Genomic DNA, 23325 nt, shown 5'->3' with positions numbered 1-23325 from the left:
CGACGAACTTCTGGGCGGCCTCCTGTTCCTCGTCCTCGGGGGCCTCGGTTGTGTCGGTGTATTCGGGCAGTTCGTTTACCCACTCTTCCTCGATCCACTTGGTGTAGACCGTGAAGTTGCCGTCTTCGGCGACGAAGGCAGGATCGGTGAGGATTGCTTGGTGGAAGGGGATAACCGTGGGCAGGCCCTCGATGCGGTACTCGGCTAGGGCGCGGCGTGCACGCGCAATGGCAGTCGCGCGGTCCGGGCCCCAGACGATGAGCTTGGCCAGCATGGAGTCGAACTGGCCACCAATGACGGAACCTTCGCGCACGCCGGAGTCCATGCGCACGCCCGGGCCGGAAGGCTCGGAGTACGTGGCGACGGTTCCGGGGGCTGGCATGAAGCCCGCGGCGGCGTCCTCGCCATTGATGCGGAACTCGATGGCGTGGCCGTGCGGAGCCGGGTCCTCGGAGATGGAAAGCTCGCGGCCCTCGGCGATGCGGAATTGCTCGCGAACGAGGTCGAAGCCAGTGGTTTCCTCGGTAACGGGGTGCTCCACCTGGAGGCGCGTGTTGACCTCAAGGAAGGAGATGAGGCCATCGGCGCCCACAAGGTACTCCACGGTGCCGGCACCGTAGTATCCGGCCTCGCGGCAAATGCGCTTGGCAGATTCGTGGATGGAGGCGCGCTGCTCATCGGTGAGGAAGGGGGCAGGAGCTTCTTCAACGAGTTTCTGGAAGCGGCGCTGCAGGGAGCAGTCGCGGGTGCCCATGACGACGACATTGCCGTGCTGGTCAGCCAAGACCTGAGCCTCGACGTGGCGGGCCTTATCCAGGTAGCGCTCGACAAAGCACTCACCACGGCCGAAAGCAGTGACGGCCTCGCGCGTGGCGGACTCGTAGAGGTCCTTGATCTCCTCGCGGGTGTGGGCGACCTTCATGCCGCGGCCACCGCCACCGAAAGCGGCCTTGATGGCAACCGGTAGACCGTGCTCGTCGGCGAAGGCCTCGACCTCCTCTGCGCTGGCGACGGGATCCTTGGTGCCCGGTGCCATGGGAGCGTCAGCACGCTCGGCAATGTGACGGGCGGTGACCTTGTCACCCAGGTCGGCGATGGACTTCGGGGAGGGGCCGATCCAGGTCAGGCCCGCGTCGATGACGGCCTGGGCAAAATCGGCGTTCTCGGAGAGGAAGCCGTAGCCGGGGTGGATGGCGTCGGCGCCGGATTTGGAGGCGGCGTCGAGAATCTTGTTGAAGTCGAGGTATGACTCTGCGGAAGTTTGACCGCCGAGTGCAAAGGCTTCGTCGGCAAGCGTGACGAATGGGGCGTCAGCATCTGGCTCAGCGTAGACCGCTACGGATGCGATGCCGGCGTCGCGAGCCGCGCGGATAACGCGGACCGCGATCTCACCGCGGTTGGCCACGAGGACCTTGGTGATGTTCTTGGTTTCAACTGCCACGGCAGGAACCCTCCTCCATTTTTTCTGATAGGACTGCGTACTATTCTTGCACACCAAAACATGAGGATACCTTCACATCTTGGTTTCGTGTCAAAAAATAAACCCGCACCAGCGTGGATGCGGGGTTAATTCGGTGTGTTCTTAACGCTCAACGGGCATTCGAACCATGTTGCCCCACTCTGCCCACGAGCCATCGTAGACGCGCGGGTTGTCGAAGCCGAGCAGGTACTTGAGTACAAACCAGGTGTGTGCGGCCTGAGCGCCGACATGCGAGTAGAGGACGGTTTCCGTTGCGGGCTCTAGCTCGCCATAGTTGACCTTGAGCTCGCTGAGCGCGCGGAAGCAGCCGTTGGGGTAGACCGCTCGATCCCACTCGAGGTTGATGGCGCCTGGGATGTGACCGTGGGTCAAGGTGGTGCCGTAGGCAGACTCACCAGTTCCGTTCTTGAGGGCAGCTTCGCCGCAGAACTCGTCTGGGCTGCGGGTGTCGACCACCGTGGCGGTGGAGCCGCGCAGCTCGTCGACGAAGATGCGGGATGATTCTTCGCGGGAAACCTCAGGGTAGGAGGAAGCGGTTGGGTCAGGGACCATAAACGAGGTATCGCGTTCCTCGGACATCCAGGCATCCCGGCCACCATCGAGAAGCCGCACGTCTTCGTGGCCGTACAGCTCAAAGATCCACAGGGCGAATGCAGCCCACCAGTTGGACTTGTCTCCGTACAGGATGACGGTGTCATCGCGCTCGATGCCCTTCGAGCGAAGGAGGGCTGTGAAATCTTCCGCGCTGATGATGTCCCTCGTTGTGTTATCGAGCAACTCCGTCTGGACGTTGATACGGATAGCGGTGGGGATGTGGCCGATATCGTAGAGGAGTGAATCCTCATCGACCTCGATGACGTGGAGGCCGTTGATGCCCAGTCGCGCGGATAGCCACGGTGCGGACACGAGGCGCTCAGGGTGCGCGTACTCCTGGAAAGGGGGATTCGGGTCGAATTCGGCCACGGTCCACCTGCCTTTCTCGTTAAGGGGAAACGTTCGCTTCAACTCTAGCGCGCTCGGCCGAAAAGTGGTCACGGGGGAGGGCTCTTTGTGGTGTTGGATACATTTTTATGCCGTAGGGCGCCAGCTCGCGTGCACTGGTTATAACAAGTGTGCAGGTCAGGGGCTAAAAACTGCGTTAAGCTCGACTTTTATCGCATTTTGGCGTCGCTTCTTCAGGTGAGCGAACAGGCCTCACCTGGGTTATTTTAAGAAGTGACACTCATTAACCCCCTAGCGAAAGGGAAGCACTGTGCACAAGGCAATCGTCGTCTTCGAGGTCGAGGGCGGATCCGACAAGCAGATCAATGGACACCGTAAGGACACCATGCCGATCGTCGACTGCATCAAGGATGCAGGCTGGCACGCAGAGGTCGTGTTCTACCGTCCCGAGTGGTCTGAGAAGCTCTTTGAGTATGTATCTGAGAACTTCGATGCCTACATTTCCCGCGTGAACCCGGGCAACATCCCGGGCGGTGAGAAAGGCTACTTCGACTTGCTCACCAAGCTGTCCGACGCCGGCCTGGTCGGCATGTCCACCCCGTACGAGATGATGGCTTACGGCGCCAAGGATGCCCTGGTTAAGCTCAATGACACGGACCTGGTTCCGGCTGACACCGCCGCCTACTACGACGTCGAGTCCTTCCACAAGACCTTCCCGGCCTCCCTGTCCTACGGCGAGCGCGTGCTCAAGCAGAACCGCGGTTCCACTGGTTCCGGCATCTGGCGCGTGCGCCTTGCCGACGAGAAGCTGGCCGAGTCCGTCGAACCGGGCACCGCACTGCCTCTCGACACCAAGATCAAGTGCACCGAGGCTGTGGACAACCACACCGAGGAGCGCGAGCTCGGCGAGTTTATGGATTTCTGCGACCAGTACATCGTGGGTGACAACGGCATGCTCGTGGACATGCGCTTCATGCCGCGCATCGTTGAAGGCGAGATTCGTATTCTTCTCGTGGGCCCGGATCCGGTCTTCGTGGTGCACAAGAAGCCGGCTGAGGGCGGTGACGCTTTCTCCGCGACCCTGTTCTCCGGTGCTAAGTACACCTACCAGAAGCCGGAGGAGTGGCAGGAACTCGTCGACATGTTCGCTGAGGTCCGCCCGGTCATTGCAGAGAAGCTCGGTGGTGACAACATCCCACTGATCTGGACCGCAGACTTCATGCTGGCGGACGGTGAGAACGGCGAAGACACCTATGTCCTTGGTGAGATCAACTGCTCCTGCGTGGGCTTCACCTCTGAGCTGGACATGGGCATCCAGGAAAAGGTGGCGGCTGAAGCCATCAAGCGCGTGGAGGCCAAGCACGCATAAGCGTTTATTTTCGCGCTAGCCTTATCGAGTTTCCCCTGCCGCGGCAGGGGAAATTTGCATTTTCTTGGGGCTTATTCCCCGAGCCGGGCTGCCGGTGAGCGAGATCTCAGGTACGTTCGAAGGGGTAAAAATTGCGCCAGTGTAGTGCTGTAGCGTGCTGCGAAAATCGATGATTCTCCGAAAGGTCTAAGGAATAATGACGAACCCCAACCAGTTTGGTGAGAACGCCGACAACAGCGATAGCAACGTGGGCGATAACAGCTTTAACGGTTCCCACGGCGAGAACTCTGGGAACGATAACTTCGGTAGCTTTGGCGGCTACGGCAGCCCCCAGTCCAACAAGGATAGCTCGGCGTCTGGCTGGAATGCCCAGGATTCGAACTCCGGCTTTGGCTGGGGTGGCCAGGCAGGATACGGCGATTACTCCGAGAACTCCGCTGAGACTTCCTCGTTTGGTAGCGCCTCTTCCCAGGATTCGCAGCCGGACACTGACCGCGAAGCTAAGGACAGCACGTTTAGCGAAGGCTTTGCTTCTGCTGAGCCCGCATCCGAGTCCGCTAAGGACCAGGACACCCACTCCACCCAGGACTCCTTTGGCGCCTCCTATGCTTCCTACAACACCGATAGTGGTGCTGGCGCCGAGCATGCCGCTGAGTCGACGAACTCGAACCAGAGCCACAGCGACAACGGCTACGGCACTAACGGCTATGGCAACGACGGCTTTGGCGGTGGTGCGCAGACGGAATCCAACCAGGGCCATGGCTTTGGGCAGCAGTCAAGCAATGGTTTCGGTAGCCAGGCCTCTCACTCCAACTCCACGTCCGGTTTTGGTAGCTACTCCCAGCAGAACCAGGGCTTCGGTGCACAGGAGCAGCAAGGTTTCGGCTCCCAAGGACAGCAAGGTTTCGGCACCCAGGAGCAGCAGGGCTTTGGCCAGCAGAACTCGCCCTTTGCGGCCTCCCCGCAGAATCAGTACCCGCAGCAGGCTGCGCCGAATGGCGGTTCTTCCAAGGGCACGGGATTCTTCAAGGCGCTGTTTGACTTCTCTTTCAGCAACTTTATCACCCTGAAGTTCTCGTCCTTCATTTATATGCTGCTCGTCATTTTGTCAGCAGTCTTCTGGGTAGGAACGATCCTCTTCTCCTTCGCGTTTTTCGCTGATAGCGTTCTTTTGGGAATCCTTGCGTTCCTCGGTGCTGTGATCTTCGGCGGAATCACCTTCCTTTTTTACGTCATCCAGTTCCGATTGATCTTGGAGTTCTTCGTGGCAAACATCCGCACCGCGCAGAACACCGGCGATCTGGTTGCCAAGGCGGATGGCGATAAGGCTTAAAAGTCACTCTCCGCGCTGCTGTAGGGCAGACAAACAAATCCCGCGGCCTCAGTATTCGAGGTCCGCGGGATTTTTCTATGCAGGGGCCGCCGCGGTTTACGCGGCGAGCAGAGTGGCGTTGTTCCTAGCCAGTCGGGCTGGCCGAGCTGCTTAGTCCAGCAGCGCGGCGACGGACTCGGGGTCGGCGTCGGAAAGCATCTGGCGGATGCGGTCATACTCCGCGTCCTCACCGATGGCCTTTGCAGCATGGCCCAGAGCGGCAATCGCGCGCAGCACACCCTGGTTGGGCTCGTGGGAGAAGGGGACAGGGCCCCAGCCCTTCCAACCATTGCCGCGCAGGCGGTCGAGGCTGCGGTGGTAGCCGGTACGCGCATAGGCGTAGGCGGTGATGAAAGCGGTGGGCTCAGCACCCTTGTTCTTGTCTAGTTCCTGTTCCGCCAGCAGAGCCCAGAGCAGCGGGGAATCCGGGTGGGCGACGATTCCGGCGGTGAGATCGGAGGTACTGTCAGCACCCGGATCGGCGGGCAGCTTGATGGGCGGGGGAGCGAGCATATCTTTCATTTCCATGCCGCCCCACTCTAGCCATGTGGCGCCACGGCCACCAGAGGGGGCGAACCTTGAAAGGGGCGAACCTGGAAGGTTCGCCCGGAACTAGAAGGGCTCGCCCAGAATTAGTGCTGAGCCCAGAAATCGGAAACGTTGAGCCCAAAGAAATACAGCGCGCGGCGCAGCACTGGTAGCGAAAGGCCGATAACGGAGGAGGGATCGCCCTCAATGCGGTCGATGAACCAGCCGCCGAGGGCTTCCAAGGTAAAGGCGCCGGCGCATTCGAGTGGCTCGCCGGTGCGGGCGTAGGCCTCGATATCGGCGTTCGAAGCCTGGGCAAAGTGCACCGTCGTGCGCGAGGCTTCTACGAAGCGCTTATCGCCCCGCAGCACGCAATGGCCGGTGATGAGCTCCGCGGCGCGCCCGGCCTGCGCGTGCCAGCGCTCCACGGTGGCCTCGGGGGTATGGGGTTTGCCTTGGAGGGAGCCGTCGAGAAGCAGCATGGAATCCCCGCCCACCACGACGTCCTCGGGATAGTCAGGAGCAATAGCCTCTGCCTTAGCAGTAGCCAGCGCACAGACGATCTCGGCGGGCTCAGCACCCGCCAGGCGCTCCTCGATGGCCCGCTCATCCACGTGGGCCGGGGCGATGACGGGTTCCACGCCCGCACCCCGCAGGATGGACAGGCGGGAGGGGGACTGGGAAGCTAGAACCAGGCGCATGCGCTTAGTAGTAGCGGACGTTGCGGAAGGCGGACGGGTTGAATACGTCACCCGGCTGGCCCCACAGGTCGCGCTCGGAGTGGATATCGGCGGCCTTGGCGCGCGCCTCAGAGTCGAGCTGGCTGAGCACCGTGGACAGGGCCGCCACCTCAGCGTCGGTGGGGTTGCCGCGCAGAACGGTAAACAGGGAAGCGGTCATAGGGAAACCTCTACAAAACGATATTGCCGTGTTTCTTCGGCAGGGTTGGAATAATCTTGCGATCCAGCAGGCGCAGGCCCTCGATGAGGGAGCCGCGGGTGGCTGCCGGGGTAATGACGGAATCGACGAGACCACGCTCAGCGGCCTGGTACGGGGTCAGGTAGGCGGCGGCCTCCTCCTCGCTCAGCTCTAGCTCTGCGGCCAGTGCAGGGGCATCGGCCACTGAGATCTCGGCCGTCGGCCACGCATAGGACAGGTCCGCACCGAGTTCCTTGGAGCCGAAAGCGATGTAGCCGGTGCCGTGCGCGCGGCGGACGATGACACTGATCTTGCCTACGCTCGCCGCGGAGTAGGCGTGCACCAGCTTGGCCAGCGCTGCCTTCTCCACATCCAGCGCCGGGGAGTCGACGAACTCGATAATGGGGGTATTGAAGGCATCGCAGAGGCGGATGAAACGCGCGGCCTTAGCGGCAGCTTCCGCATCGAAGGAGTCGCGGTTGGCGATGATGCCCACGGTGCGGCCCTCCACGCGACCGAAGCCGGTGAAGACACCGCGCACCTGGGCGCCGAGCTCGAAAACATCCTCGCAGGTGGCGGTGACCACGTCGGCGAGATCGACGGCGCCGTCATCTCCCACGAGGGTATCGAGGGCGTGGTCGGCGTCGGTAATGTTCTCCTCCACAGAGCCCGCAACGATGGTGGCCTCGGTGCGGGGAGCGGCGGCACGGTTATTGGAAGGCAGGTAGGAGAGCACGCGCTTGGCGACGTTCACCTCGTGCTCCCCATCCGCCTGCAGGTCACCGTCCGGAGCAATGACGACATCCGACAGCGCGGCTACGAGCGAGGCCTCCTTGGAGTCCGCGTAGACTGTCGTGACCTGCGGGATGAGGCCGGAAGCGGTGGTGGCGCGGGCCAGGATGCGGGCCTGCATGGCGGAGGAGACAATGCCCTCCTGGGCGCGGGGCTTATCGCTGGCGACGAGTGCGACGATGGGCACGCCGGTCTTAATGGCCAGGTCATAAAGCTTGGTGACCTTTTCGCCATAGACCTCGCCCATGGTGCCGTCGAAAAGCGAGGCGTCCTGCGCATAGGCGCAGACCTTGCGGCCATCGACAGTGCCGAAGCCGGTGACGACGCCATCGGTGTAAGGACGGATGTGCTCGCGGCCGAACTCGGTGGAGCGGTGGCGAGCGAGCGCGTCGGTCTCCACGAAGGATCCGGCGTCAAAGAGCGCCTCGATGGCGCTGCGGGCCGCAGGAACCTCTCCCTGCGGCGCCCGGGACTCGGTGAGCTTGGCGCTCAGGTCCTCGATCTTGCCAGCGGTCGTCTTCAAGTCAGTCATGGGACACTAGTGTAATACAGTGCGTCTTCTGCACTACGCTGCGCTCGGAACGAGCGCAGCCTAAAGCGGGATGTTGCCGTGCTTGCGTGCCGGGCGGGCCACATTCTTGTCCGTGAAGAAGCGCAGATTTTTGGCGATTGCACTGCGGGTTTCAGAGGGGAGAATGACGGCGTCGATAAGCCCGCGCTCCGCTGCCTTATACGGGTTGAGCATGTGGTCTTCGTATTCGCGCTCGAAGGACTTGGTCAGTTCAGCTACGTCGAGGCCCTTCTCGTGGGCAGCCTTGATCTCCTTGCGGTAGATAAAACCGACGGCGCCGGCAGCGCCCATGACCGCGATCTGGGCGGTGGGCCAAGCCAGGTTGACGTCCGCTCCCAGTCCCTTGGAGCCCATCACACAGTAAGCGCCGCCGTAGGCCTTGCGCAGGGTGACGGTGATCTTCGGAACGGTGGCTTCGGCGTAGGCGTAGAGCAGCTTGGCGCCGCGGCGCAGGATGCCATCGTGTTCCTGGTCGGCGCCGGGGAGGAAGCCGGGGACGTCGACCAGCATAATGATCGGGATATTAAAGGCATCGCAGGTGCGCACGAAGCGCGCGGCCTTCTCCGAAGAATTGATGTCGAGGCAGCCGGCGAAGACCTGGGGCTGGTTGGCCACGAACCCTACGGTGCGCCCTTCGATGCGGCCGAAGGCGGTGACGACGTTATCGGCGCGGTCGGCTTGGATCTCCAGGAAATCGCCGTCATCGGTGAGAGCCTCGATGATCTCCTTGACGTCATAGGGCTGGTTCGGGGAATCCGGGATGATGCTATCCAGCACGAGGTCGTCGACGGTTTCTTCGCCCAGCTCCTCGTAGGGCTCAACCGGGGTCAGCTGGCGGTTATTGGAGGGTAGGTAGGTCAGTAGGTCGTGTACCCAATCGAGCGCTTCCTCGTCGCTAGAAGCGGTGTAGTGCGAGGTGCCGGACTTATGCATGTGGACGCCGGCGCCGCCGAGTTCTTCCTGGCTGACTTCTTCACCGGTGACGGTCTTGATGACGTCGGGCCCGGTGACGAACATCTTGGACTTCTCATCCACCATCACCACGAAGTCGGTCAGTGCGGGGGAGTAGGCGTTGCCGCCGGCGCAAGCACCCATGATGACGGAGATTTGTGGGACGACGCCGGAGGCCTTGACGTTCTGGTAGAAGGTCTTGGCAATCCAGTCCAGGGACACGGCGCCATCCTGGATGCGGGCGCCGGCGCCCTCGTACAGTCCGATGAGCGGGCGGCCGGTGGTGATGGACAGCTCCATGATCTTGATCATCTTCTCGCCGTAGACTTCGCCGAGGGCGCCGCCGAAGACGGTTCCGTCCTGGGAGAAGATGCAGACCTCGCGGCCGTCGATGGTTCCCCAACCGGTGACGATGCCATCGGTCAGCGGGCGCTTCTTGCCCATCCCGAAGTCCGTGGTGCGGTGCACGGCGAGCATGTCGGTCTCCACGAAGGAGCCTTCATCGAGGAGGTAGTCCAAGCGCTCCCGGGCTGTGAGGCGGCCCTGGGCGTGGACCTTGTCGTGGGCTTTTGCACCCATGGGCTGCGCCGCTGCTTCGCGACGCCTCTTCAGTTCAGCGATCTTGCCTGCGGTGGTGTCGGCGCTCAGGGAGTCAAGCTCCGACAAATGTGAGGAAATAGTCATGTTTCGACAGTGTAGAGAAGTTTTGTATAGGAATGTATAGCGGCGATCGGGTGATTTCTCTCACAATTGACGTTTGTGCAGGTAGATGGGGCGGGAAAAGTGAGGGTTTTCTCGCATACGGCGTGTTGGGTGCATGCTAACCGTCCTTGCCACCTTGCTCAGTTCCAAGGGCGCTGTGCAGGCGAGCAACGTGTAGGGCAATGTAGGCGAGCTCATTGTCATTAATGGCATGACCTTGACCTTCCAATTTGGAACGGACGAGACGAGCAATGCGCACTGCTGCAGCATCATCGTGTTCGATAACCGCAAGCATGGAGTGCAATGGTGCGTCAGCTTCCCGGCTCGGGGAATGTAAACGTGCGAAGAGATACCGCAGGTGCGTGACGAACCGTGTGACTGTGGGGGAGCTGGGGCGAAGGTGGCACTGAAGCTCGGAAGAGACCAAGTCGAGAAGAGCAGAGATTTCCTTCGTGGTGTTTTCTGCCTTGGTCATATCCCCATCCACAAACTGGGCGTTGATGAAATGCATCGCTACGGCGGCGGCTTCATCGCGGGCTAGACGGACGCTAGTGGCTTTCTCTACTTGGTCGAGGAGCTTTAATCCCAGCTCAAATTCCTCTGGGTACAAAGTGGATACTTCCCACATCAATGGGTAGCTGAATTCGATTCCGCTTTCTTCGCGTTCGATTGCGAAGGAAATATGATCTGCTAGGCCTAAAACTAAAAGCTGTGTTTCGCTGACCTGAGAGTGCGTGTTTACGAAATTTACAACAAGATTGACTATGTCTAGCGGGAGATCAGAGAGTAGTGCGGTGAGGTTTGCGATGGGGTGAGCGGAGCTTGGGCGGAATACTTGCTCCACAGCATCATCCTGGATTTCATCGCCAAGCTTTCGACCGAAACCAATCCCCTTGCCCAAGCAGATAGCTTGAGTACCTTGTGCGTCGGTACAGAGCACAGCGTTGTTGTTAAGTGCGCGGATGACATCCATAGATTTAGGGTACAGGGCACGGTAACGCAGACTTGAAAGGTGCAGTCGTACGTGACCGTGCCCTGTCTTAGGAGGTGAGATTGTTAGAGCTCAGCTCCGTTGGAAGCTATGACATTTCGGTACCACTCGAAAGAATCCTTCTTTGAGCGGGCCAGAGTGCCATTGCCCTCATTATCGCGATCGACGTGGATCATTCCGTAGCGCTTCTTCATTTCACCGGTGGTGAAGGAAACTAGGTCGATGATTCCCCACGGGGTGTAGCCCAGGAGATCGACGCCGTCTTCGAGGACGGCCTCCTTTACTGCCGCGATGTGATTGCGCAGATAGTCGATTCGGGCCTCGTCGTGAATGGAGCCATCGGCTTCCACGTTATCGACCGCACCGAAGCCGTTTTCCACAATGAAAAGTGGCTTTTGGTAGCGGTTGTAAAGGGAATTGAGGGAGTAGCGCAGCCCTTGTGGATCGATTGGCCAGCCCCAATCAGAGGACTTGATATACGGATTGTCTACTGAATTGGGCAATCCGCCGTTGACCGAGGAACCAGCGTCGGCCACTGCATCGTGTTTAACGGTGTTGGACATGTAGTAGGAGAACCCGAGGTAGTCGACGGTGCCGTTGCGGAGAATCTCGTCGTCGCCTTCTTGGAATCCTGGGTTAATTCCCTCTCGCTCAAATTTCTTCAGAGCATAGGCCGGGTAAGAGCCGCGGATTTGTACATCGGGGAAGAAGTATCGATCGCGGCTAGCAATTTCGGCGGCCATGATGTCTGAGGGATTGCAGCTGTACGGGTACACCGGGACCATGGCAACCATGGCGCCAATCTGTAGGTCGGGATTGATCTCGTGCCCTACTGCTACGGCGCGTGCGGAGGCGAGCAGGCAGTTGTGCGCGGTTTGGTACAGCACCTGCTGGGGGTTTTCACCTTCGGCGATGGTCACGCCCGAGTTGGTCCAAAGGAAAAGCGGGTTATCCACATTCATTTGGTTGTTGATCTCGTTGAAGGTCATCCAGTACTTGACCTTCTTGTGGTAGCGCTCGAAGCATACTCGTGCGAAGCGCTCAAAGAATTCCACGAGCTTGCGGTTACGGAAACCGCCGTATTCACGAGCGAGGTGAAGGGGAATCTCGAAGTGGCTTAATGTGATGACGGGCTCGATACCGTACTTAAGAAGCTCGTCGAAGACCTCGTCATAGAACTTGAGTCCTTCTTCATTGGGCTCAAGCTCATCGCCTTGCGGGAAAATCCTGGACCAGGCAATTGACGTGCGGAAGCATTTGAGTCCCATTTCTGCGAAAAGTTTGATGTCTTCGCGGAAGCGACCGTAGAAATCGATTGCTTCGTGGTTGGGGTAGAACTCGTTGGCTTCGATGGTTTCGGTGACGCGGCGGGGAACTCCGTGGGCACCAGCGGTGAGGACGTCGACGACGGAGGGGCCTTTACCGCCCTTGTTCCAGCCGCCTTCGAATTGGTGTGCAGCAACAGCGCCGCCCCAGAGGAAATCCGGATTGAGTGTCGTGGTCATTTACTTGGCTCCTTCTGCGTGAGTCTGGTTCGAGGACTTGGCTTCAACGGCCATGAGCTCGTTTCCATGAGTGGTACGGGTTGATGGATGGATGATGACATCAGCGAACTTTTTCGTATTCGTGATGATTACTGGCGTAGTGAGGGAATAGCCCGCTTGGGTAATCAATTGAGCATCAAATTCAACCAATAAGTCTCCTTCTTCGACGCGCTGTCCCTTTGTAACGTGACTGGTGAATGGCTTTCCCTTGAGCGCGACCGTGTCTAGGCCGATGTGGACCAGAACTTCAACGCCGTCATCTGAAATGATCCCTACAGCGTGTTTGGATGGAAGGACTGTCGCAACAGTGCCATCGAAGGGCGCGTAAACCTTGTTGTCGGTCGGTTCTACGGCCACGCCCTCGCCCATGGTGCCCTGTGCAAAGACCGGATCGTCCACCTCGTTAAGAGCGAGAACTGTGCCAGTCACAGGGCTTGAGATGTGGAAGACGGTCTCTTTTTGGGAGAGCTGGTTGTGGTATTCAGCGGATGCGGCATCGGAGTCGGGGGAGCTGTCGGTTGCTTCGGCAGGGGCCTCGGCGAGCACATCCGTGAAACCAACAAAGTAGACGCCGATGACGGCTCCGAAGAATGCTACAGCGCAGCCAATAATCTCTCCCATGAGCGAGTTCGTTCCAGGTTCGTAGGCATTCATGATGGTGAGCACGCCAGGTAGTCCTGCATAGACGTATTGCAGGGAACCGAAGAGGGACACCACAATGGCGCCTGCCGCACCCGCGACACAGCCCACAATGAATGGCTTCTTTAGGCGGAGTGTAACGCCATAAATAGCGGGTTCAGTGATGCCGAAGACGCCGGTCAGGGAAGCGGATGCGGCGACCTTCTTCATTTCGGGGCTGCGAGACTTGAGGAAGACTCCGAAGGCCGCTCCAACCTGAGCAATCACCGCAGCGGTCTGGAAGGCCTGGAAGGGGTCTGAGCCATACTGTTCAAAGTTCGCGAGGACCATTGGGGTAACGCCCCAGTGCACACCAAAAATGACGATTACCTGCCAGAAACCACCTACCATGGCTGCGGCGACAGGGGGAGCAACATCGACCAACCAGTTGAAACCGTCTGCAATGAGAATTGCGCCCTGGTTGGATAGAGGGCCAATAATCAGAACAGTGAGTGGCACGGCGATGATGAGGCAGAACAGCGGGGTAAACAGCTGCGTGATGACCTCAGGTAGGTGCTTCCGGAAAAACCTTTCGAGGTAAGACAATCCCCACACGACGAAAAGGGGTGGAAGCACAGTTGAGGTGTATGTGGTCTCGCTCAATCCAAAACCGAAAAGCGAAATGTGTTCGCCCTCGGCCACACGTGAGGCAATGTCGGCCATTTCTGGGGCGACGAGAGCGCCAACGGCGGCGACAGAGATGAATGTGTTGGTCTTGAAGAATTGCGAGGCGGTGATCGCGATGAGGATGGGGAGGAAAGTAAAAGGCGCCCAGCTCATGAGCGAGAAAATCTCGTATGTACCTGTCTCACCAAACTCCGGCCAGGCGGCAGTGATGAGGATGAGCGCACCTTGGACAAGGCCCGCTGCGGCGAGTACGTAAATGAAGGGGGCAAAAACCGCCGACATCATAGCGATGATGCGGTTCATGAGGGTGGGTTTATTGTCCTCGTCATCAATCTGCTGTTCATTAGGATCGATTCCTAGCTGATCAATGGCAGCTTCGTAGACCTCTCCCACGCGGTTGCCGATGACGATTTGGAACTGCCCTCCCTTCTCGACGGTTGTGATGACGCCGGGCAGATTTTCAATCTTGGTGTGGGCGTCTTCGGGAGTGCTCTTCAGGACGAGGCGCAGGCGAGTGGCGCACCGAGCAATTCCTGTGATGTTAGATGGCCCGCCGACCAGAGTGATGATGTCGTGGGCAAGCTTTGGATAATCACGTACCGGGGCGGTCATGATGTCCTCACTTTCGTTCTTAGGCTTTCGAAAAGTCCCAAAACGAAAAAGACTCGCGAGAGCAATGAAGCTGAAGTCCCTTTCGTTAAAGGGGGATTCCGCTTCAGGTTCTTGCCTCTTGCGAGTAACAGGCCTGATAGCCGATATGTGAAACTATAGCCCCTCTTGTGGCAGGGCACAAGAGGGGCTAGTTGTGATGTGGATTAAGCGGCTTTATCTGGAGCGTCGGCTAGCCAGCCGAGGTTGTAAAGGAAGAGTTCAACCTCTGTGAGATCCTCTTCGCTGGGAAAGGAGTTGGTCAGCGCCGCGTAAGACTCTTCGATGTCGGTGCGGGTGGCTGGGACGAGGCCGTGCTTGTGCAGATCTTCGGCGATCTGCGATACCAGCGGCGCCGGGTGCACCGTGTCAAGGTTGATTCCGGTGGCGCTCTTGAATTCGTTAGTGATGGCGGAAAGGAATCCGGTCAGGGTATTCATTTGGCTCACCTCTCTATTTCTTGTCGTAATGATGCGGCCGTCCGCATCATGGGGTTAAACCAACTATATAGGTAAAGTTCTCTAAAAGCTAGCTTTCGTTCACGGCGAGTTAACTTTCAGTTAACCTAGCGCGAAATATGAGGTGAGAAACGAGCGCCTTTTAAGCCTCAATGGGCAGCCAGGCGTAGCCATAGGGCCCGAGCTCCACAGGGCCTAGGTCGACGGTCTGATCCGTGAAGTTGTGCAGGCACAACAACTCACCGCGCTGGAATCCCAGAACGCCCGTCTGACCGGTTTCCACGGCTTCGAACGGTGTGGTGCCGAGTTCCGGATGTGCCTTACGCTGCTGGATTAGACCGCGGAGGCGGTGGAGGAGAGAGGAATCGTCGGCAAGCTGCTCTTTCACTGAGACCCCTACGCCGCCGACGATGGGACGGCGCGGGTGAGCGGATGTAGTGAAACCTGCGCCCTCACCGGGCTCCCATTGCATGGGCGTGCGCACGGCATCGCGGTCGGGCAATTCGGGGGCATCGTTCATACCAATCTCATCGCCGTAATACAGGAAGGGCGCACCCGGCAGAGTCATGAGAAGTGAATAAAAAAGCTCAATCTTGCGGTAATCATTGCCCAACAGCGGCGCGAGGCGCCGCGCGATGCCCACGTGGGCGCGCATCTGCTCATCCGGCAGGTAGTGCTCGTACATGATGGCGCGCTGGTCCTCGTCGACCATTTCTAGGGTCAGCTCGTCGTGGTTGCGCAGGAAGGTGCCCCACTGACAACCCTGGGGAAGCTCCGGAAGCTCCGCCATGATGTCGTAGACCGGTGTGGCGTCCCCCAGCGCGAGGGCTTGGTAAAGCCGCGGCATCACTGGGAAGTTGAACACCATGTGGAAGCGATTGCCCGTGCCATAAAACTCCATGGTTTCTTCGGGCGGCTGGTTAGCCTCCGCGATCATGATGGCCTCGGGGTAATTCTCGTCGATGAAGGCGCGGACCTTCTCCACAAACTCGACCGTCTCCGGCAGAGACTCGCCGCCCACCCCATCACGCTCGTACAGGTAGGCGATGGCATCGAGGCGGAAGCCGTCCACGCCCTTATCTAGCCAGAAGGAAAGAATCTTGAATACTTCCTCGTGGACCTTCGGGTTGTCGTAGTTTAGGTCCGGCTGGTGTGAGTAGAATCGGTGGAAGTAGTACTGCTTGCGCTCCGGGTCCCATGCCCAATTCGAGGTTTCCGTATCGGTGAAGATAATGCGGATCTCGGGGTAGCGCAGGGGATCATCGCCCCACACGTAATAGTCGCCGTAAGGGCCTTCCGGATCGGTGCGGGAGGCCTGGAACCACGGATGATCGGTAGAGGTGTGGTTGAAAGCCAAATCCGTCATGAGGCGCATGCCACGAGCGTGAAGTTCGGTGACGAGCTCGTCAAAGTCTTCCATCGTGCCGTAGTCAGGGTGAATGGAGTAGTAGTCGGCGATGTCATAGCCGTCATCGCGCAGCGGGGAGGTATAGAAGGGGGAGAGCCACAGGCAGTCCACTCCGAGCCACTTGAGGTAATCTAGCTTCTCAATAACTCCACGTAGCGTGCCAACGCCTTCGCCGTGGGTGTCCTTGTACGAGCCCACGAGGGCCTGGTAGAAAATGGCGTTATTGTGCCAGGTCATCGGAGATCCTTCCGTTTGGCCCGCCACAGCAGAAACTCCGCCAGGCACAGCGCGCCCGCCAGGAGCCCCGGCCAGATGGCGGGGGAGGGGTGAAAAAGATTGAGGACTGCTTGCACCAGCGCTAGGAAGGCAAAGAAGCCAACGAATCCCAGCGCGGTGTCCCATAGCAGTTCACGGCGCATTAAGCCTTGACACCTCCGGCGGTGAGGCCGGCGACGATGCGGTGCTGGAAGATGAGCACCATGATGATGAGCGGAACCGTTACCAGCGCGCCCGCGGCCATGGTGGCGGCATAGGGGTACTCGAAGGCCGAGGGGCCCGAGAAACGCGCGATAGCCACGGTCACCGGCTCAGTAGCAGTGGTGGATAGCTGCTTGGCCAGCATGAACTCGTTCCACGTTGTGATGAAAGCGATGATGGCGGTGGTAAACAGCGCGGGCGCGGCCAGGGGCAGGAGCACGAGGCGGAAAGCCTGACCGCGGGAAGCGCCGTCCACGCGGGCAGCTTCCTCCAGCTCCCAGGGCAGCTGACGGAAGAAGCTCAGCAGTGTGTAGACAGTCAGGGGCAGCGCGAAGGAGATATTCGGAATGATCATCGCGCGGTAGGTGCCAATCCACTCGAGGTTGCCAAAGAGCTGGAAGAGCGGGGTCACCAACGCGATGGCCGGGAACATCGAGGCGGCCAGGATGATGCCGGTGACGATACCTTTTCCAGGGAAGTCGTAGCGAGCTAGCGCATAGGCGGTGAACACGCCGATGAGGACTGCGACAGCGGTCGTGGCTAGGGAGATAAGCAAAGAGTTCCCCAGTGCGTTGAGGAAGTCATTGCCCTTGTCTGTTGCCAGTGCATCCCGGAAGTTGTCCAAGGTCACGTGCGTGGGCCACGGGGTGGTGTCGAAGGTATGGGACTTGTGCCGCAAGGCGGTGACAACCATCCAGTAGAAGGGCGCGAGCCCCCAGAACATGATGAAGAGGATGCCGAGGTAGTGGCCAAGCTTTTTCATGACTTCTTCTCCTTCTTCTGGCGAGCAGTACCGGAGATATCAGCGCCGAGGAAGCGGACGAGGATGAACGCGACGGTGAAGATAAGCAGGAAGATGAGTGTGGACAGCGCGGAGGCTGAGTTGAAGTGGCCCTGGCGCATGTCTTCCACCACCAGCTGGGAAATGGTGGCCGTCGGCGCGTTGGAGGAAGCGGAGATCATGATGACCGGCAGGTCGTACATACGCAGCGCATCCAGCGTGCGGAAGAGGATGGCCACCATGAGTGCTGGCCGCACCAGTGGCAGGGTGATGGTGAAGAAGGTTTGGATACGCGAGGCGCCGTCCACGCGTGCTGCGTCATAGACATCGCGCGGAATCATCTGCAGGCCTGCCAGGATGAGCAGTGCCATGAACGGGGCGGTCTTCCACACATCAGCGATAATCACCGCGAGGCGGGCATAGAACGGGTCCGTGGTCCATGCGATGCGCGAGCCGATGAGCGCGTTAACGATGCCATCCGGTGCAAACATGAACTGCCATAGCTTCGCGGTGACTGCGGTGGGAATGGCCCAGGGAACCAGCACCGCCGCGCGCACGAGGCCGCGACCGCGGTATTCGCCGTTCATCACCAGCGCCATGAACATGCCCAAAATCGTTTCCAGGGTCACCGTGACCACGGTGAAAAAGAGCGTGATCTTAAGTGCCGGCCAGAAATCAGTAGCGATGACGCCATCCGGGCACGTGCTGGCCTGGCCGGTGGCAGACATGCAGCGATTAGTGATCCAGTACAGGTAGTTCTCGAGGCCTGCGAATGCGCCTTCCTCGAATACACCCGTGGTCGGGTTAAGCCGCTTGTTGCCCTGGAAGGACAACATCACAGCGCGCACGATGGGATAGCCGATGACCACGGCCAGCGCTATCAGCGCCGGCGCGATGAGCGCAGCAACGCGCAGATACTGTCTGCGGGGCTGCGCGGTAGGCGGTGCTCCAGCCATGCGGTGCCTGCCTTTCTGATTTATAGGGGAGGGGGTTATCGGGGGTTGGGGAAAATCATAGCGGGTGGCGTAGACATCCTCTGGACATCCTCTGCGCGCGAGCACCTTGATGCCCATTGGTTTAAATCCAGATCAAAGAAGGAGGCGCGGGCAAGTCACGTGGACTTACTCGCGCCCCCATTTCACGCTGGGAAGATTAACCCTGGGAGGCTGCCTCGATGGCGGCCTTCATGTCCTTCGTAGCGTCATCGACGGACTTGTCAGCGGTCAGAGCCGCGTAGGCGTTATCCTGCACGGCCTTGGAGATGGCGGTGTAGAACGGGGAGACCGGACGCGGCGCGGCGTTCTCCAGGGATTCCTTCAGAGCCGGAAGGTACGGGAACTCCTCGACGAGGGACTCATCGTCGTAGATGGAGGCCAGCACCGGCGGGAAGGAAGCCTCAGCGAAGGACTTCTGGTTCTCCTCGTTGATGATGAACTTCATGAAGTCCAGGGCCGTAGCCTTGTGCTCGGAGTTGATGTTGATGCCGTTGTTGTAGCCACCGAGGGTGGAGACACCGACTCCGTCCTTGCCCACCAGCGGCTGGACTTCAAACTTCACGCCAGCCTCTTCGGCATTGGTGTACATGTACGGCCAGTTGATGGCAAAAGCGGTCTTGCCCTCAGTGAAAGCGAGGTTGGTCTCCTCCTCCGTTGTGGCGGTGGAGTCCTTGGAGATGGTGCCGTCTTCGTAGGCGTCGACAAGCGCCTGCAGGCCTTCCTTGGCCTCGTCGGAGTCAACAGCGATGTTGCCCTCATCATCCAAGATGGAGCCGCCCCAGCCCTCGATGAAGCCGGCGGTGTTGACGGTGAGGCCCTCGTACTGCTTGAGCTGCGTGGTCAGGCAGGAAGCATCATCCTTGAGAGCCTCGCAGGCAGAAGCGATGTCTGCGAACTTCTCCGGAGCCTTGTCCGCCAACTCAGTGTTGCGGAAGAGCAGCTGGCCGTTGGTGTTCTGCGGCAGCGCGTAGAGGGTGTCGTTGTAGGTGGCGGACTCCACGGTGGGCTCCAGCAGTCCGGAGGTGTCCACCTCAAGGTCACCGGTTAGCGGTGCCAGCCACTGGTTAGCGGCGAAGTCCGCGGTCCAGACCACGTCCAGCGCCATGACGTCGTAGTCGGAGTTGCCCGCCTGCAGGGACTGCACGAGGGTCTCGCGCTGAGCGTCGGCCTCGCCGGCGAGCTCCTTGAGCTCGACCTTCTCATCTGGGTGCTCGGCGTTCCATGCCTCGATGATGGGCGTGATCTTGTCGGTATCGTTTTTGCCCATGGCGAAGGTGATGGGGCCGCGGCCGTCACCATCAGTCGAGGAGGCATCGGAGCCAGTGCTTGACGACGATCCCTCGTCGCTCGAGGAGCAACCCGCCAAGGTCAGTGCGAGTGCAGCGGTGGTGACGACAACGCCGCGGCGGACAGAACGCAGCGAGCTGGGGAGGAAGGGCTTCTTCATTGAATATTCACCTTTCGGAAAACTTCTGATGACTACAAAATAGGGGATCATCCCCACACTGCACGTGGTTTTGGCTTTTAATTCACTTCAAACGGGGGTGAAATCACCCCTGTCCGTGGTGTTTCTTAAGCCTCAATACGCTGGCCGGTCTCCGGATCGAAGCGGTGAGCCTCGCGGGGGTTAAAGGTCAGCACGACGTTCTCACCACGCTGCGGAACGTTGTCGCTCGCGCGGGCGACGAAGCGCTGCTCGCCCACCATGACGTAGACGAAGGACTCAGAGCCCAGCTCTTCCACGAACTCCACCGTGCCTTGGAAGCCAATCGGCCCCTTATTGATGAACATTTTTTCCGGGCGAACGCCGACGCGTCCGCCGTTGTAGTCGAAGATGTTCATCGCGGGGGAACCGATGAAACCGGCGACGAATTCGTTAGCGGGAGCGTCGTAGAGCTCGCGCGGTGGCGCGACTTGCTGCAGAACACCGTCCTTGAGCACGGCCACGCGGTCACCCATGGTCATGGCCTCCACCTGGTCGTGGGTGACGTAGACAGTGGTGGTGCCGAGACGCTGTTGGAGGCTGGCCAGCTCCGCGCGGGTTTGCACGCGCAGCTTAGCGTCGAGGTTAGACAGGGGCTCATCCATGAGGAAGGCCTTCGGCTCGCGCACGATGGCGCGGCCCATGGCCACGCGCTGACGCTGACCACCGGAGAGGTCTTTGGGCTTGCGCTGCAGGTACTCCGTCAGCCCAAGGGTCTTCGCTGCTTCTTCTACTTTGGCTTTGATTTCAGCCTTGGGCATCTTGGCCAGCTTGAGGGCGAAGCCCATGTTCTGGGCAACGGTGAGGTGCGGGTAGAGCGCGTAGTTCTGGAAGACCATGGCGATATCGCGATCGCCTGGCTCAAGGCCCGTGACGTCTTTGCCGTCAATAAGGATGCGGCCGCTGGAGACCGGCTCCAGCCCCGCGAGGGCGCGCAGGGTGGTGGACTTACCGCAGCCGGACGGGCCGACGAGGACTAGAAACTCGCCGTCCGCAATCTCGAGATTGAGGTCTTTGACCGTGGGCTTCTCGGCACGGGGATAGGTGATGCCGACGTTCTCAAAAGTGACCTTTGCCATGGATTCACACTAGCACCTGGCGGTGCGTGCATTAGGCTGGAATTTGTTATGAAGAAGTTCGCTCCATTCCTCGCGCTGCTCTTGGTCGGTTGCTCCAGTACGGAATCCGCGGAGTCCTTTGCGCCACTGACAACCGTTTCTACTGGGACTGCTGATGCGTCTTCAGCGCCTTCGGAGACTACGACGGAGTCATTGACCTCCACTACCAAATCTTCTTCGGAAGAGCCTTCCCCGACGATGCCCTCGAAGGAGTCCGCGACATCGCCGACGACTTCGGCTGCAGAGACGCAGCGCGATACCGTGTTCCGCGCTATTTTTGCCGATACTGTCGACGCGTCTGACGTCCGCTCGCAGTTGGTGGACAATGGCCACGTGAATCGCTCCACCATGCGTGCCAGCATGAAGGGGATGGGCCTGGATGTCTCGGATTCGGAATTGCAAGAGTACGGCGAGTGGGTTTGTGAATGGGTTACCCCAGCAACTCGCTATGTGCTGGTGACTGAAGGGAAGCCGGACAGCCTTGGGGCACAAGACCGCGCTGATTACGACAAGTTGATCGGGGATACTGTTTCTTTCCTGGCAGATACGCGGCAGATCACCGTCACGCCTGAGCAGGTCACCCATGCGTTGCCGCAGGCTGTGCTGACTACCTGTCTTGACGATGCTACTGCCCGCACAATTCTGGCCAATCCGGATTACTTTTAGTTACTTCGAGGCGGCAGTGATCCGGCGGGTAACCTAGGGTGCATGACTGCACTTGATATGGACCGAATCCGCGAGGCGCTGAGCGAAGACTTCGCTGTTATCGATTACACCGAGTCCACTGGCTCCACCAACACCGATCTCATGCAGGCCGACAAGGTGGCTGATGGCACCGTTTTGCTGGCCAATGAGCAGGTTGCCGGTAAGGGCCGATTGGGCCGTCAGTGGGTGAGCCCGGCTGGTTCGCAGCTCATCTTTTCCGTTCTCATCCTTCCGGATTCGCTGGATCACCTCGGTACTTTGCCGCTAGCTGCCGGCTTGGCCGTGACTGATTCCGTAGAGGGTGCGGTACTCAAGTGGCCGAATGACGTGCACATCGATGGTAAGAAGCTGTGCGGCATCCTCGCCGAGGCTGGTCCAGTGGGCGAGGCCTTCAAATCTGCTCCGAAGACGGAAGTTTCCAAGGCTGAAATCAACAAGGCCGAGGTGAACAAAGCCGAGATCAACAAGGCAGAGATTAATAAGGCAGAGATCAACAAAGCCGAGGTCAGTAAAGCTGAAATCGCCCCCAAGACTCAGTCTGCGAACCCGCCTTCAGCCCGCGTGGTCGTGGGCATGGGCATCAACGTCACCCTGACCCGCGAGGAACTGCCCATCGAGGCCGCGACATCGCTCGCGCTCGAAGGCCTTGATACCGACCGCACGCAGCTGGCGATTACCGTGCTGAAGAACCTGCGTCGCCGCATCACCCAGTGGGAGCAGCAGGACCCACAGCTTATGGCTGATTACCGTAAGGTGTGTTCTTCCATCGGGCAGGAAGTTCGCCTCGAAGCCCCGGCCGGCGACGTCATCGGCACCGTCGAGGGCGTGGCCGATGATGGCCGCATCAACGTTGGCGGCGAGTATTACTCCGCGGGTGATGTCATCCACCTTCGCCCGGCTGATAATTAGTCGCCCGCGCTGCGTGGCGTCTAAGCGTCGACCGGCGAGGCCCCATAGAAGACGCCGTGCTCGACACATGGCGCTATTCAAAAGGCGTCTGTCAGAAGGCATCAGTCAAAAGGCGTCTTTGGGGGCAAAGACACCTTTTGGACGCCTCCACATGGCGTTTTCAGGGGCAAAGACGCCTTTTGACTGACGCCTTTTAGGAAATGCCATGTGCGAAGCCTTGGCTGGGCCTGCAAGGCCTAGGACGTGACGTCCTCTTGCCTGGACGGCGGGAGCAGGCAGGTACCATGAGCCCCATGAACCTCATGCAGATGGGCCGCGGCGAGGTAGTGCGCGCGGACATGACCGCCCCATTTCGGACGCTGCTCTTTCCTTTTCTAGAGCTCGTCGTGATTACCGGGGTGTGCTGGATTGCCATCGGCTGGTGCGACTATAACGGCATGGACCTGGCGCTTCGCAATGGCTTAGTAGCTCTATGGGCCCTGCTTGCTGCCTGGCGCTTCATCGTTCCCCTCGTCAAGGCCCGTCGTAAGCGCTTTATCGTGACCAACCTGCGCGTCATCGCTCGCGAAGGCAAACGCGTTGATTCGATCCCGCTCACCGATATCCGCGGTGCGCGCCGCCGTCGCGGCGGGATTTCGCTGGCACTCCACGGATACGAGAAGCCGATGTATTTCCCATCCATCCCTAAAGCCAAGCGCGTCGAGGATATCCTCAACGAACAACCGGTCTGGGGTTAGTCCTTAATCTCCGTCGTGTGTAGCTGCTGGTCCAAGTCATCAGGGGCTAGGTTGGCGGAGCGGAACTCGTGGGTCAGCGGCAAGCGCAGATCCAGGTCCGTGCCAGGGCAGAGTGTGAAGTCTCGAGACATCGTTCCGGTC

General features: G+C 59.6%; 22 protein-coding genes and 1 pseudogene. 5 read left to right on the top strand and 18 right to left on the bottom strand.

The annotated features are described in order from the left end of the window. Together HMPREF2896_RS05900 and HMPREF2896_RS05895 are read right to left on the bottom strand one after the other, a co-directional pair. A partial coding sequence (locus HMPREF2896_RS05900; protein ID WP_070718433.1) for an acetyl-CoA carboxylase biotin carboxylase subunit occupies positions 1 to 1441 on the bottom strand: 1441 nt, incomplete at its 3' end. A 141-nt stretch (positions 1442 to 1582) separates the two neighbouring features. Further along, entirely contained in the window at positions 1583 to 2443 is an 861-nt protein-coding gene (locus tag HMPREF2896_RS05895; protein ID WP_070718430.1) for a sulfurtransferase, read from the bottom strand. A 289-nt stretch (positions 2444 to 2732) separates the two neighbouring features. Here HMPREF2896_RS05895 and HMPREF2896_RS05890 point away from each other — a divergent pair, with 289 nt between their 5' ends. Both HMPREF2896_RS05890 and HMPREF2896_RS05885 read left to right on the top strand, forming a co-directional pair. Further along, a complete protein-coding gene (locus HMPREF2896_RS05890; protein WP_010189357.1) occupies positions 2733 to 3791 on the top strand; it encodes a Cj0069 family protein in 1059 nt (352 codons plus the stop codon). A 196-nt stretch (positions 3792 to 3987) separates the two neighbouring features. Next, entirely contained in the window at positions 3988 to 5124 is a 1137-nt protein-coding gene (locus HMPREF2896_RS05885) for a DUF4282 domain-containing protein (RefSeq protein ID WP_070446381.1), read from the top strand. Positions 5125 to 5274: 150 nt separating this feature from the next. Here the strand turns inward: HMPREF2896_RS05885 and HMPREF2896_RS05880 are convergent, their stop codons facing one another. The 15 genes from HMPREF2896_RS05880 to HMPREF2896_RS05810 all read right to left on the bottom strand — a co-directional run bounded on the left by HMPREF2896_RS05880 (position 5275) and on the right by HMPREF2896_RS05810 (position 20794). Further along, the gene (locus HMPREF2896_RS05880; RefSeq protein ID WP_070446379.1) at positions 5275 to 5691 is read right to left on the bottom strand and encodes a DUF3151 domain-containing protein; all 417 of its coding nucleotides are present in this window, start codon (positions 5689 to 5691) and stop codon (positions 5275 to 5277) included. A 104-nt stretch (positions 5692 to 5795) separates the two neighbouring features. Continuing rightward, positions 5796 to 6392 (bottom strand): Maf family protein, encoded by a 597-nt coding sequence (locus tag HMPREF2896_RS05875; protein WP_070446377.1) that lies wholly within the window; start codon positions 6390 to 6392, stop codon positions 5796 to 5798. Positions 6393 to 6396: 4 nt separating this feature from the next. Continuing rightward, entirely contained in the window at positions 6397 to 6591 is a 195-nt protein-coding gene (locus HMPREF2896_RS05870) for an acyl-CoA carboxylase subunit epsilon (protein ID WP_070446375.1), read from the bottom strand. Positions 6592 to 6601: 10 nt separating this feature from the next. Beyond that, on the bottom strand, positions 6602 to 7933 hold the full coding sequence (locus tag HMPREF2896_RS05865; protein ID WP_070446373.1) for a carboxyl transferase domain-containing protein: 1332 nt from the start codon (positions 7931 to 7933) through the stop codon (positions 6602 to 6604). Between the two features lie 60 nt (positions 7934 to 7993). Beyond that, positions 7994 to 9607: an acyl-CoA carboxylase subunit beta gene (locus HMPREF2896_RS05860; protein WP_070521352.1), complete on the bottom strand. Its 1614-nt coding sequence runs from the start codon at positions 9605 to 9607 to the stop codon at positions 7994 to 7996. A gap of 136 nt (positions 9608 to 9743) precedes the next feature. Then, the gene (locus HMPREF2896_RS05855; RefSeq protein WP_070718427.1) at positions 9744 to 10598 is read right to left on the bottom strand and encodes a PRD domain-containing protein; all 855 of its coding nucleotides are present in this window, start codon (positions 10596 to 10598) and stop codon (positions 9744 to 9746) included. 83 nt (positions 10599 to 10681) lie between these two features. Continuing rightward, entirely contained in the window at positions 10682 to 12121 is a 1440-nt protein-coding gene (locus tag HMPREF2896_RS05850) for a 6-phospho-beta-glucosidase (protein ID WP_070718424.1), read from the bottom strand. Further along, on the bottom strand, positions 12122 to 14077 hold the full coding sequence (locus HMPREF2896_RS05845) for a beta-glucoside-specific PTS transporter subunit IIABC (protein ID WP_070718421.1): 1956 nt from the start codon (positions 14075 to 14077) through the stop codon (positions 12122 to 12124). Between the two features lie 203 nt (positions 14078 to 14280). Further along, the gene (locus HMPREF2896_RS05840; protein WP_070446363.1) at positions 14281 to 14553 is read right to left on the bottom strand and encodes a hypothetical protein; all 273 of its coding nucleotides are present in this window, start codon (positions 14551 to 14553) and stop codon (positions 14281 to 14283) included. 160 nt (positions 14554 to 14713) lie between these two features. Further along, the gene (gene treS, locus HMPREF2896_RS05835; protein ID WP_070718418.1) at positions 14714 to 16216 is read right to left on the bottom strand and encodes a maltose alpha-D-glucosyltransferase; all 1503 of its coding nucleotides are present in this window, start codon (positions 16214 to 16216) and stop codon (positions 14714 to 14716) included. After that, positions 16213 to 16398: a hypothetical protein gene (locus tag HMPREF2896_RS05830; protein ID WP_070446358.1), complete on the bottom strand. Its 186-nt coding sequence runs from the start codon at positions 16396 to 16398 to the stop codon at positions 16213 to 16215. Before HMPREF2896_RS05830 ends, treS begins: the two co-directional genes overlap by 4 nt. Continuing rightward, positions 16398 to 17219, bottom strand: coding sequence for a carbohydrate ABC transporter permease (locus HMPREF2896_RS05825; protein ID WP_070446356.1), 822 nt, complete (start codon positions 17217 to 17219; stop codon positions 16398 to 16400). The genes HMPREF2896_RS05830 and HMPREF2896_RS05825 overlap by 1 nt, the downstream gene beginning before the upstream one ends. Further along, complete coding sequence (locus HMPREF2896_RS05820; protein WP_070710888.1) at positions 17216 to 18193, bottom strand: carbohydrate ABC transporter permease; 978 nt, start codon at positions 18191 to 18193, stop codon at positions 17216 to 17218. The genes HMPREF2896_RS05825 and HMPREF2896_RS05820 overlap by 4 nt, the downstream gene beginning before the upstream one ends. A 196-nt stretch (positions 18194 to 18389) precedes the next feature. Continuing rightward, positions 18390 to 19679, bottom strand: coding sequence for an ABC transporter substrate-binding protein (locus HMPREF2896_RS05815; RefSeq protein ID WP_070718416.1), 1290 nt, complete (start codon positions 19677 to 19679; stop codon positions 18390 to 18392). Positions 19680 to 19804: 125 nt separating this feature from the next. Beyond that, positions 19805 to 20794 (bottom strand): ABC transporter ATP-binding protein, encoded by a 990-nt coding sequence (locus HMPREF2896_RS05810; RefSeq protein ID WP_070446350.1) that lies wholly within the window; start codon positions 20792 to 20794, stop codon positions 19805 to 19807. Between the two features lie 48 nt (positions 20795 to 20842). On the opposite strand from HMPREF2896_RS05810, the gene HMPREF2896_RS05805 reads away from it, so the two are divergent. From HMPREF2896_RS05805 to HMPREF2896_RS05795, 3 genes are all read left to right on the top strand, one after another. After that, positions 20843 to 21499 (top strand): hypothetical protein, encoded by a 657-nt coding sequence (locus tag HMPREF2896_RS05805; RefSeq protein ID WP_246817265.1) that lies wholly within the window; start codon positions 20843 to 20845, stop codon positions 21497 to 21499. 42 nt (positions 21500 to 21541) lie between these two features. Further along, on the top strand, positions 21542 to 22447 hold the full coding sequence (locus HMPREF2896_RS05800) for a biotin--[acetyl-CoA-carboxylase] ligase (RefSeq protein WP_070718413.1): 906 nt from the start codon (positions 21542 to 21544) through the stop codon (positions 22445 to 22447). A gap of 293 nt (positions 22448 to 22740) precedes the next feature. Beyond that, positions 22741 to 23184 (top strand): hypothetical protein, encoded by a 444-nt coding sequence (locus tag HMPREF2896_RS05795; protein WP_070446346.1) that lies wholly within the window; start codon positions 22741 to 22743, stop codon positions 23182 to 23184. Here HMPREF2896_RS05795 and HMPREF2896_RS13055 read toward each other — a convergent pair. Then, a pseudogene (locus HMPREF2896_RS13055) lies at positions 23181 to 23325 on the bottom strand (alpha-acetolactate decarboxylase); the annotation flags it as partial. The gene HMPREF2896_RS05795 and the pseudogene HMPREF2896_RS13055 overlap by 4 nt on opposite strands.

Source organism: Corynebacterium sp. HMSC069E04, from assembly GCF_001813175.1.
GTDB lineage: Bacteria > Actinomycetota > Actinomycetes > Mycobacteriales > Mycobacteriaceae > Corynebacterium > Corynebacterium aurimucosum.
The sequence above is the reverse complement of the archived record's forward strand: the minus strand, read 5'-3'. Positions and strand labels throughout refer to the sequence as shown.

What these genes read in the sequence shown, in the direction of transcription:
- HMPREF2896_RS05885 (WP_070446381.1), top strand. Translation starts at nt 3,988, where the DNA reads ATGACGAACCCCAACCAGTTTGGTGAGAACGCCGACAACAGCGATAGC.
- HMPREF2896_RS05880 (WP_070446379.1), bottom strand. Translation starts at nt 5,691, where the DNA reads ATGGAAATGAAAGATATGCTCGCTCCCCCGCCCATCAAGCTGCCCGCC.
- HMPREF2896_RS05875 (WP_070446377.1), bottom strand. Translation starts at nt 6,392, where the DNA reads ATGCGCCTGGTTCTAGCTTCCCAGTCCCCCTCCCGCCTGTCCATCCTG.
- HMPREF2896_RS05870 (WP_070446375.1), bottom strand. Translation starts at nt 6,591, where the DNA reads ATGACCGCTTCCCTGTTTACCGTTCTGCGCGGCAACCCCACCGACGCT.
- HMPREF2896_RS05865 (WP_070446373.1), bottom strand. Translation starts at nt 7,933, where the DNA reads ATGACTGACTTGAAGACGACCGCTGGCAAGATCGAGGACCTGAGCGCC.
- HMPREF2896_RS05860 (WP_070521352.1), bottom strand. Translation starts at nt 9,607, where the DNA reads ATGACTATTTCCTCACATTTGTCGGAGCTTGACTCCCTGAGCGCCGAC.
- HMPREF2896_RS05855 (WP_070718427.1), bottom strand. Translation starts at nt 10,598, where the DNA reads ATGGATGTCATCCGCGCACTTAACAACAACGCTGTGCTCTGTACCGAC.
- HMPREF2896_RS05850 (WP_070718424.1), bottom strand. Translation starts at nt 12,121, where the DNA reads ATGACCACGACACTCAATCCGGATTTCCTCTGGGGCGGCGCTGTTGCT.
- HMPREF2896_RS05845 (WP_070718421.1), bottom strand. Translation starts at nt 14,077, where the DNA reads ATGACCGCCCCGGTACGTGATTATCCAAAGCTTGCCCACGACATCATC.
- HMPREF2896_RS05840 (WP_070446363.1), bottom strand. Translation starts at nt 14,553, where the DNA reads ATGAATACCCTGACCGGATTCCTTTCCGCCATCACTAACGAATTCAAG.
- treS (WP_070718418.1), bottom strand. Translation starts at nt 16,216, where the DNA reads ATGACCTGGCACAATAACGCCATTTTCTACCAGGCCCTCGTGGGCTCG.
- HMPREF2896_RS05830 (WP_070446358.1), bottom strand. Translation starts at nt 16,398, where the DNA reads ATGCGCCGTGAACTGCTATGGGACACCGCGCTGGGATTCGTTGGCTTC.
- HMPREF2896_RS05825 (WP_070446356.1), bottom strand. Translation starts at nt 17,219, where the DNA reads ATGAAAAAGCTTGGCCACTACCTCGGCATCCTCTTCATCATGTTCTGG.
- HMPREF2896_RS05820 (WP_070710888.1), bottom strand. Translation starts at nt 18,193, where the DNA reads ATGGCTGGAGCACCGCCTACCGCGCAGCCCCGCAGACAGTATCTGCGC.
- HMPREF2896_RS05815 (WP_070718416.1), bottom strand. Translation starts at nt 19,679, where the DNA reads ATGAAGAAGCCCTTCCTCCCCAGCTCGCTGCGTTCTGTCCGCCGCGGC.
- HMPREF2896_RS05810 (WP_070446350.1), bottom strand. Translation starts at nt 20,794, where the DNA reads ATGGCAAAGGTCACTTTTGAGAACGTCGGCATCACCTATCCCCGTGCC.
- HMPREF2896_RS05805 (WP_246817265.1), top strand. Translation starts at nt 20,843, where the DNA reads ATGAAGAAGTTCGCTCCATTCCTCGCGCTGCTCTTGGTCGGTTGCTCC.
- HMPREF2896_RS05800 (WP_070718413.1), top strand. Translation starts at nt 21,542, where the DNA reads ATGACTGCACTTGATATGGACCGAATCCGCGAGGCGCTGAGCGAAGAC.
- HMPREF2896_RS05795 (WP_070446346.1), top strand. Translation starts at nt 22,741, where the DNA reads ATGAACCTCATGCAGATGGGCCGCGGCGAGGTAGTGCGCGCGGACATG.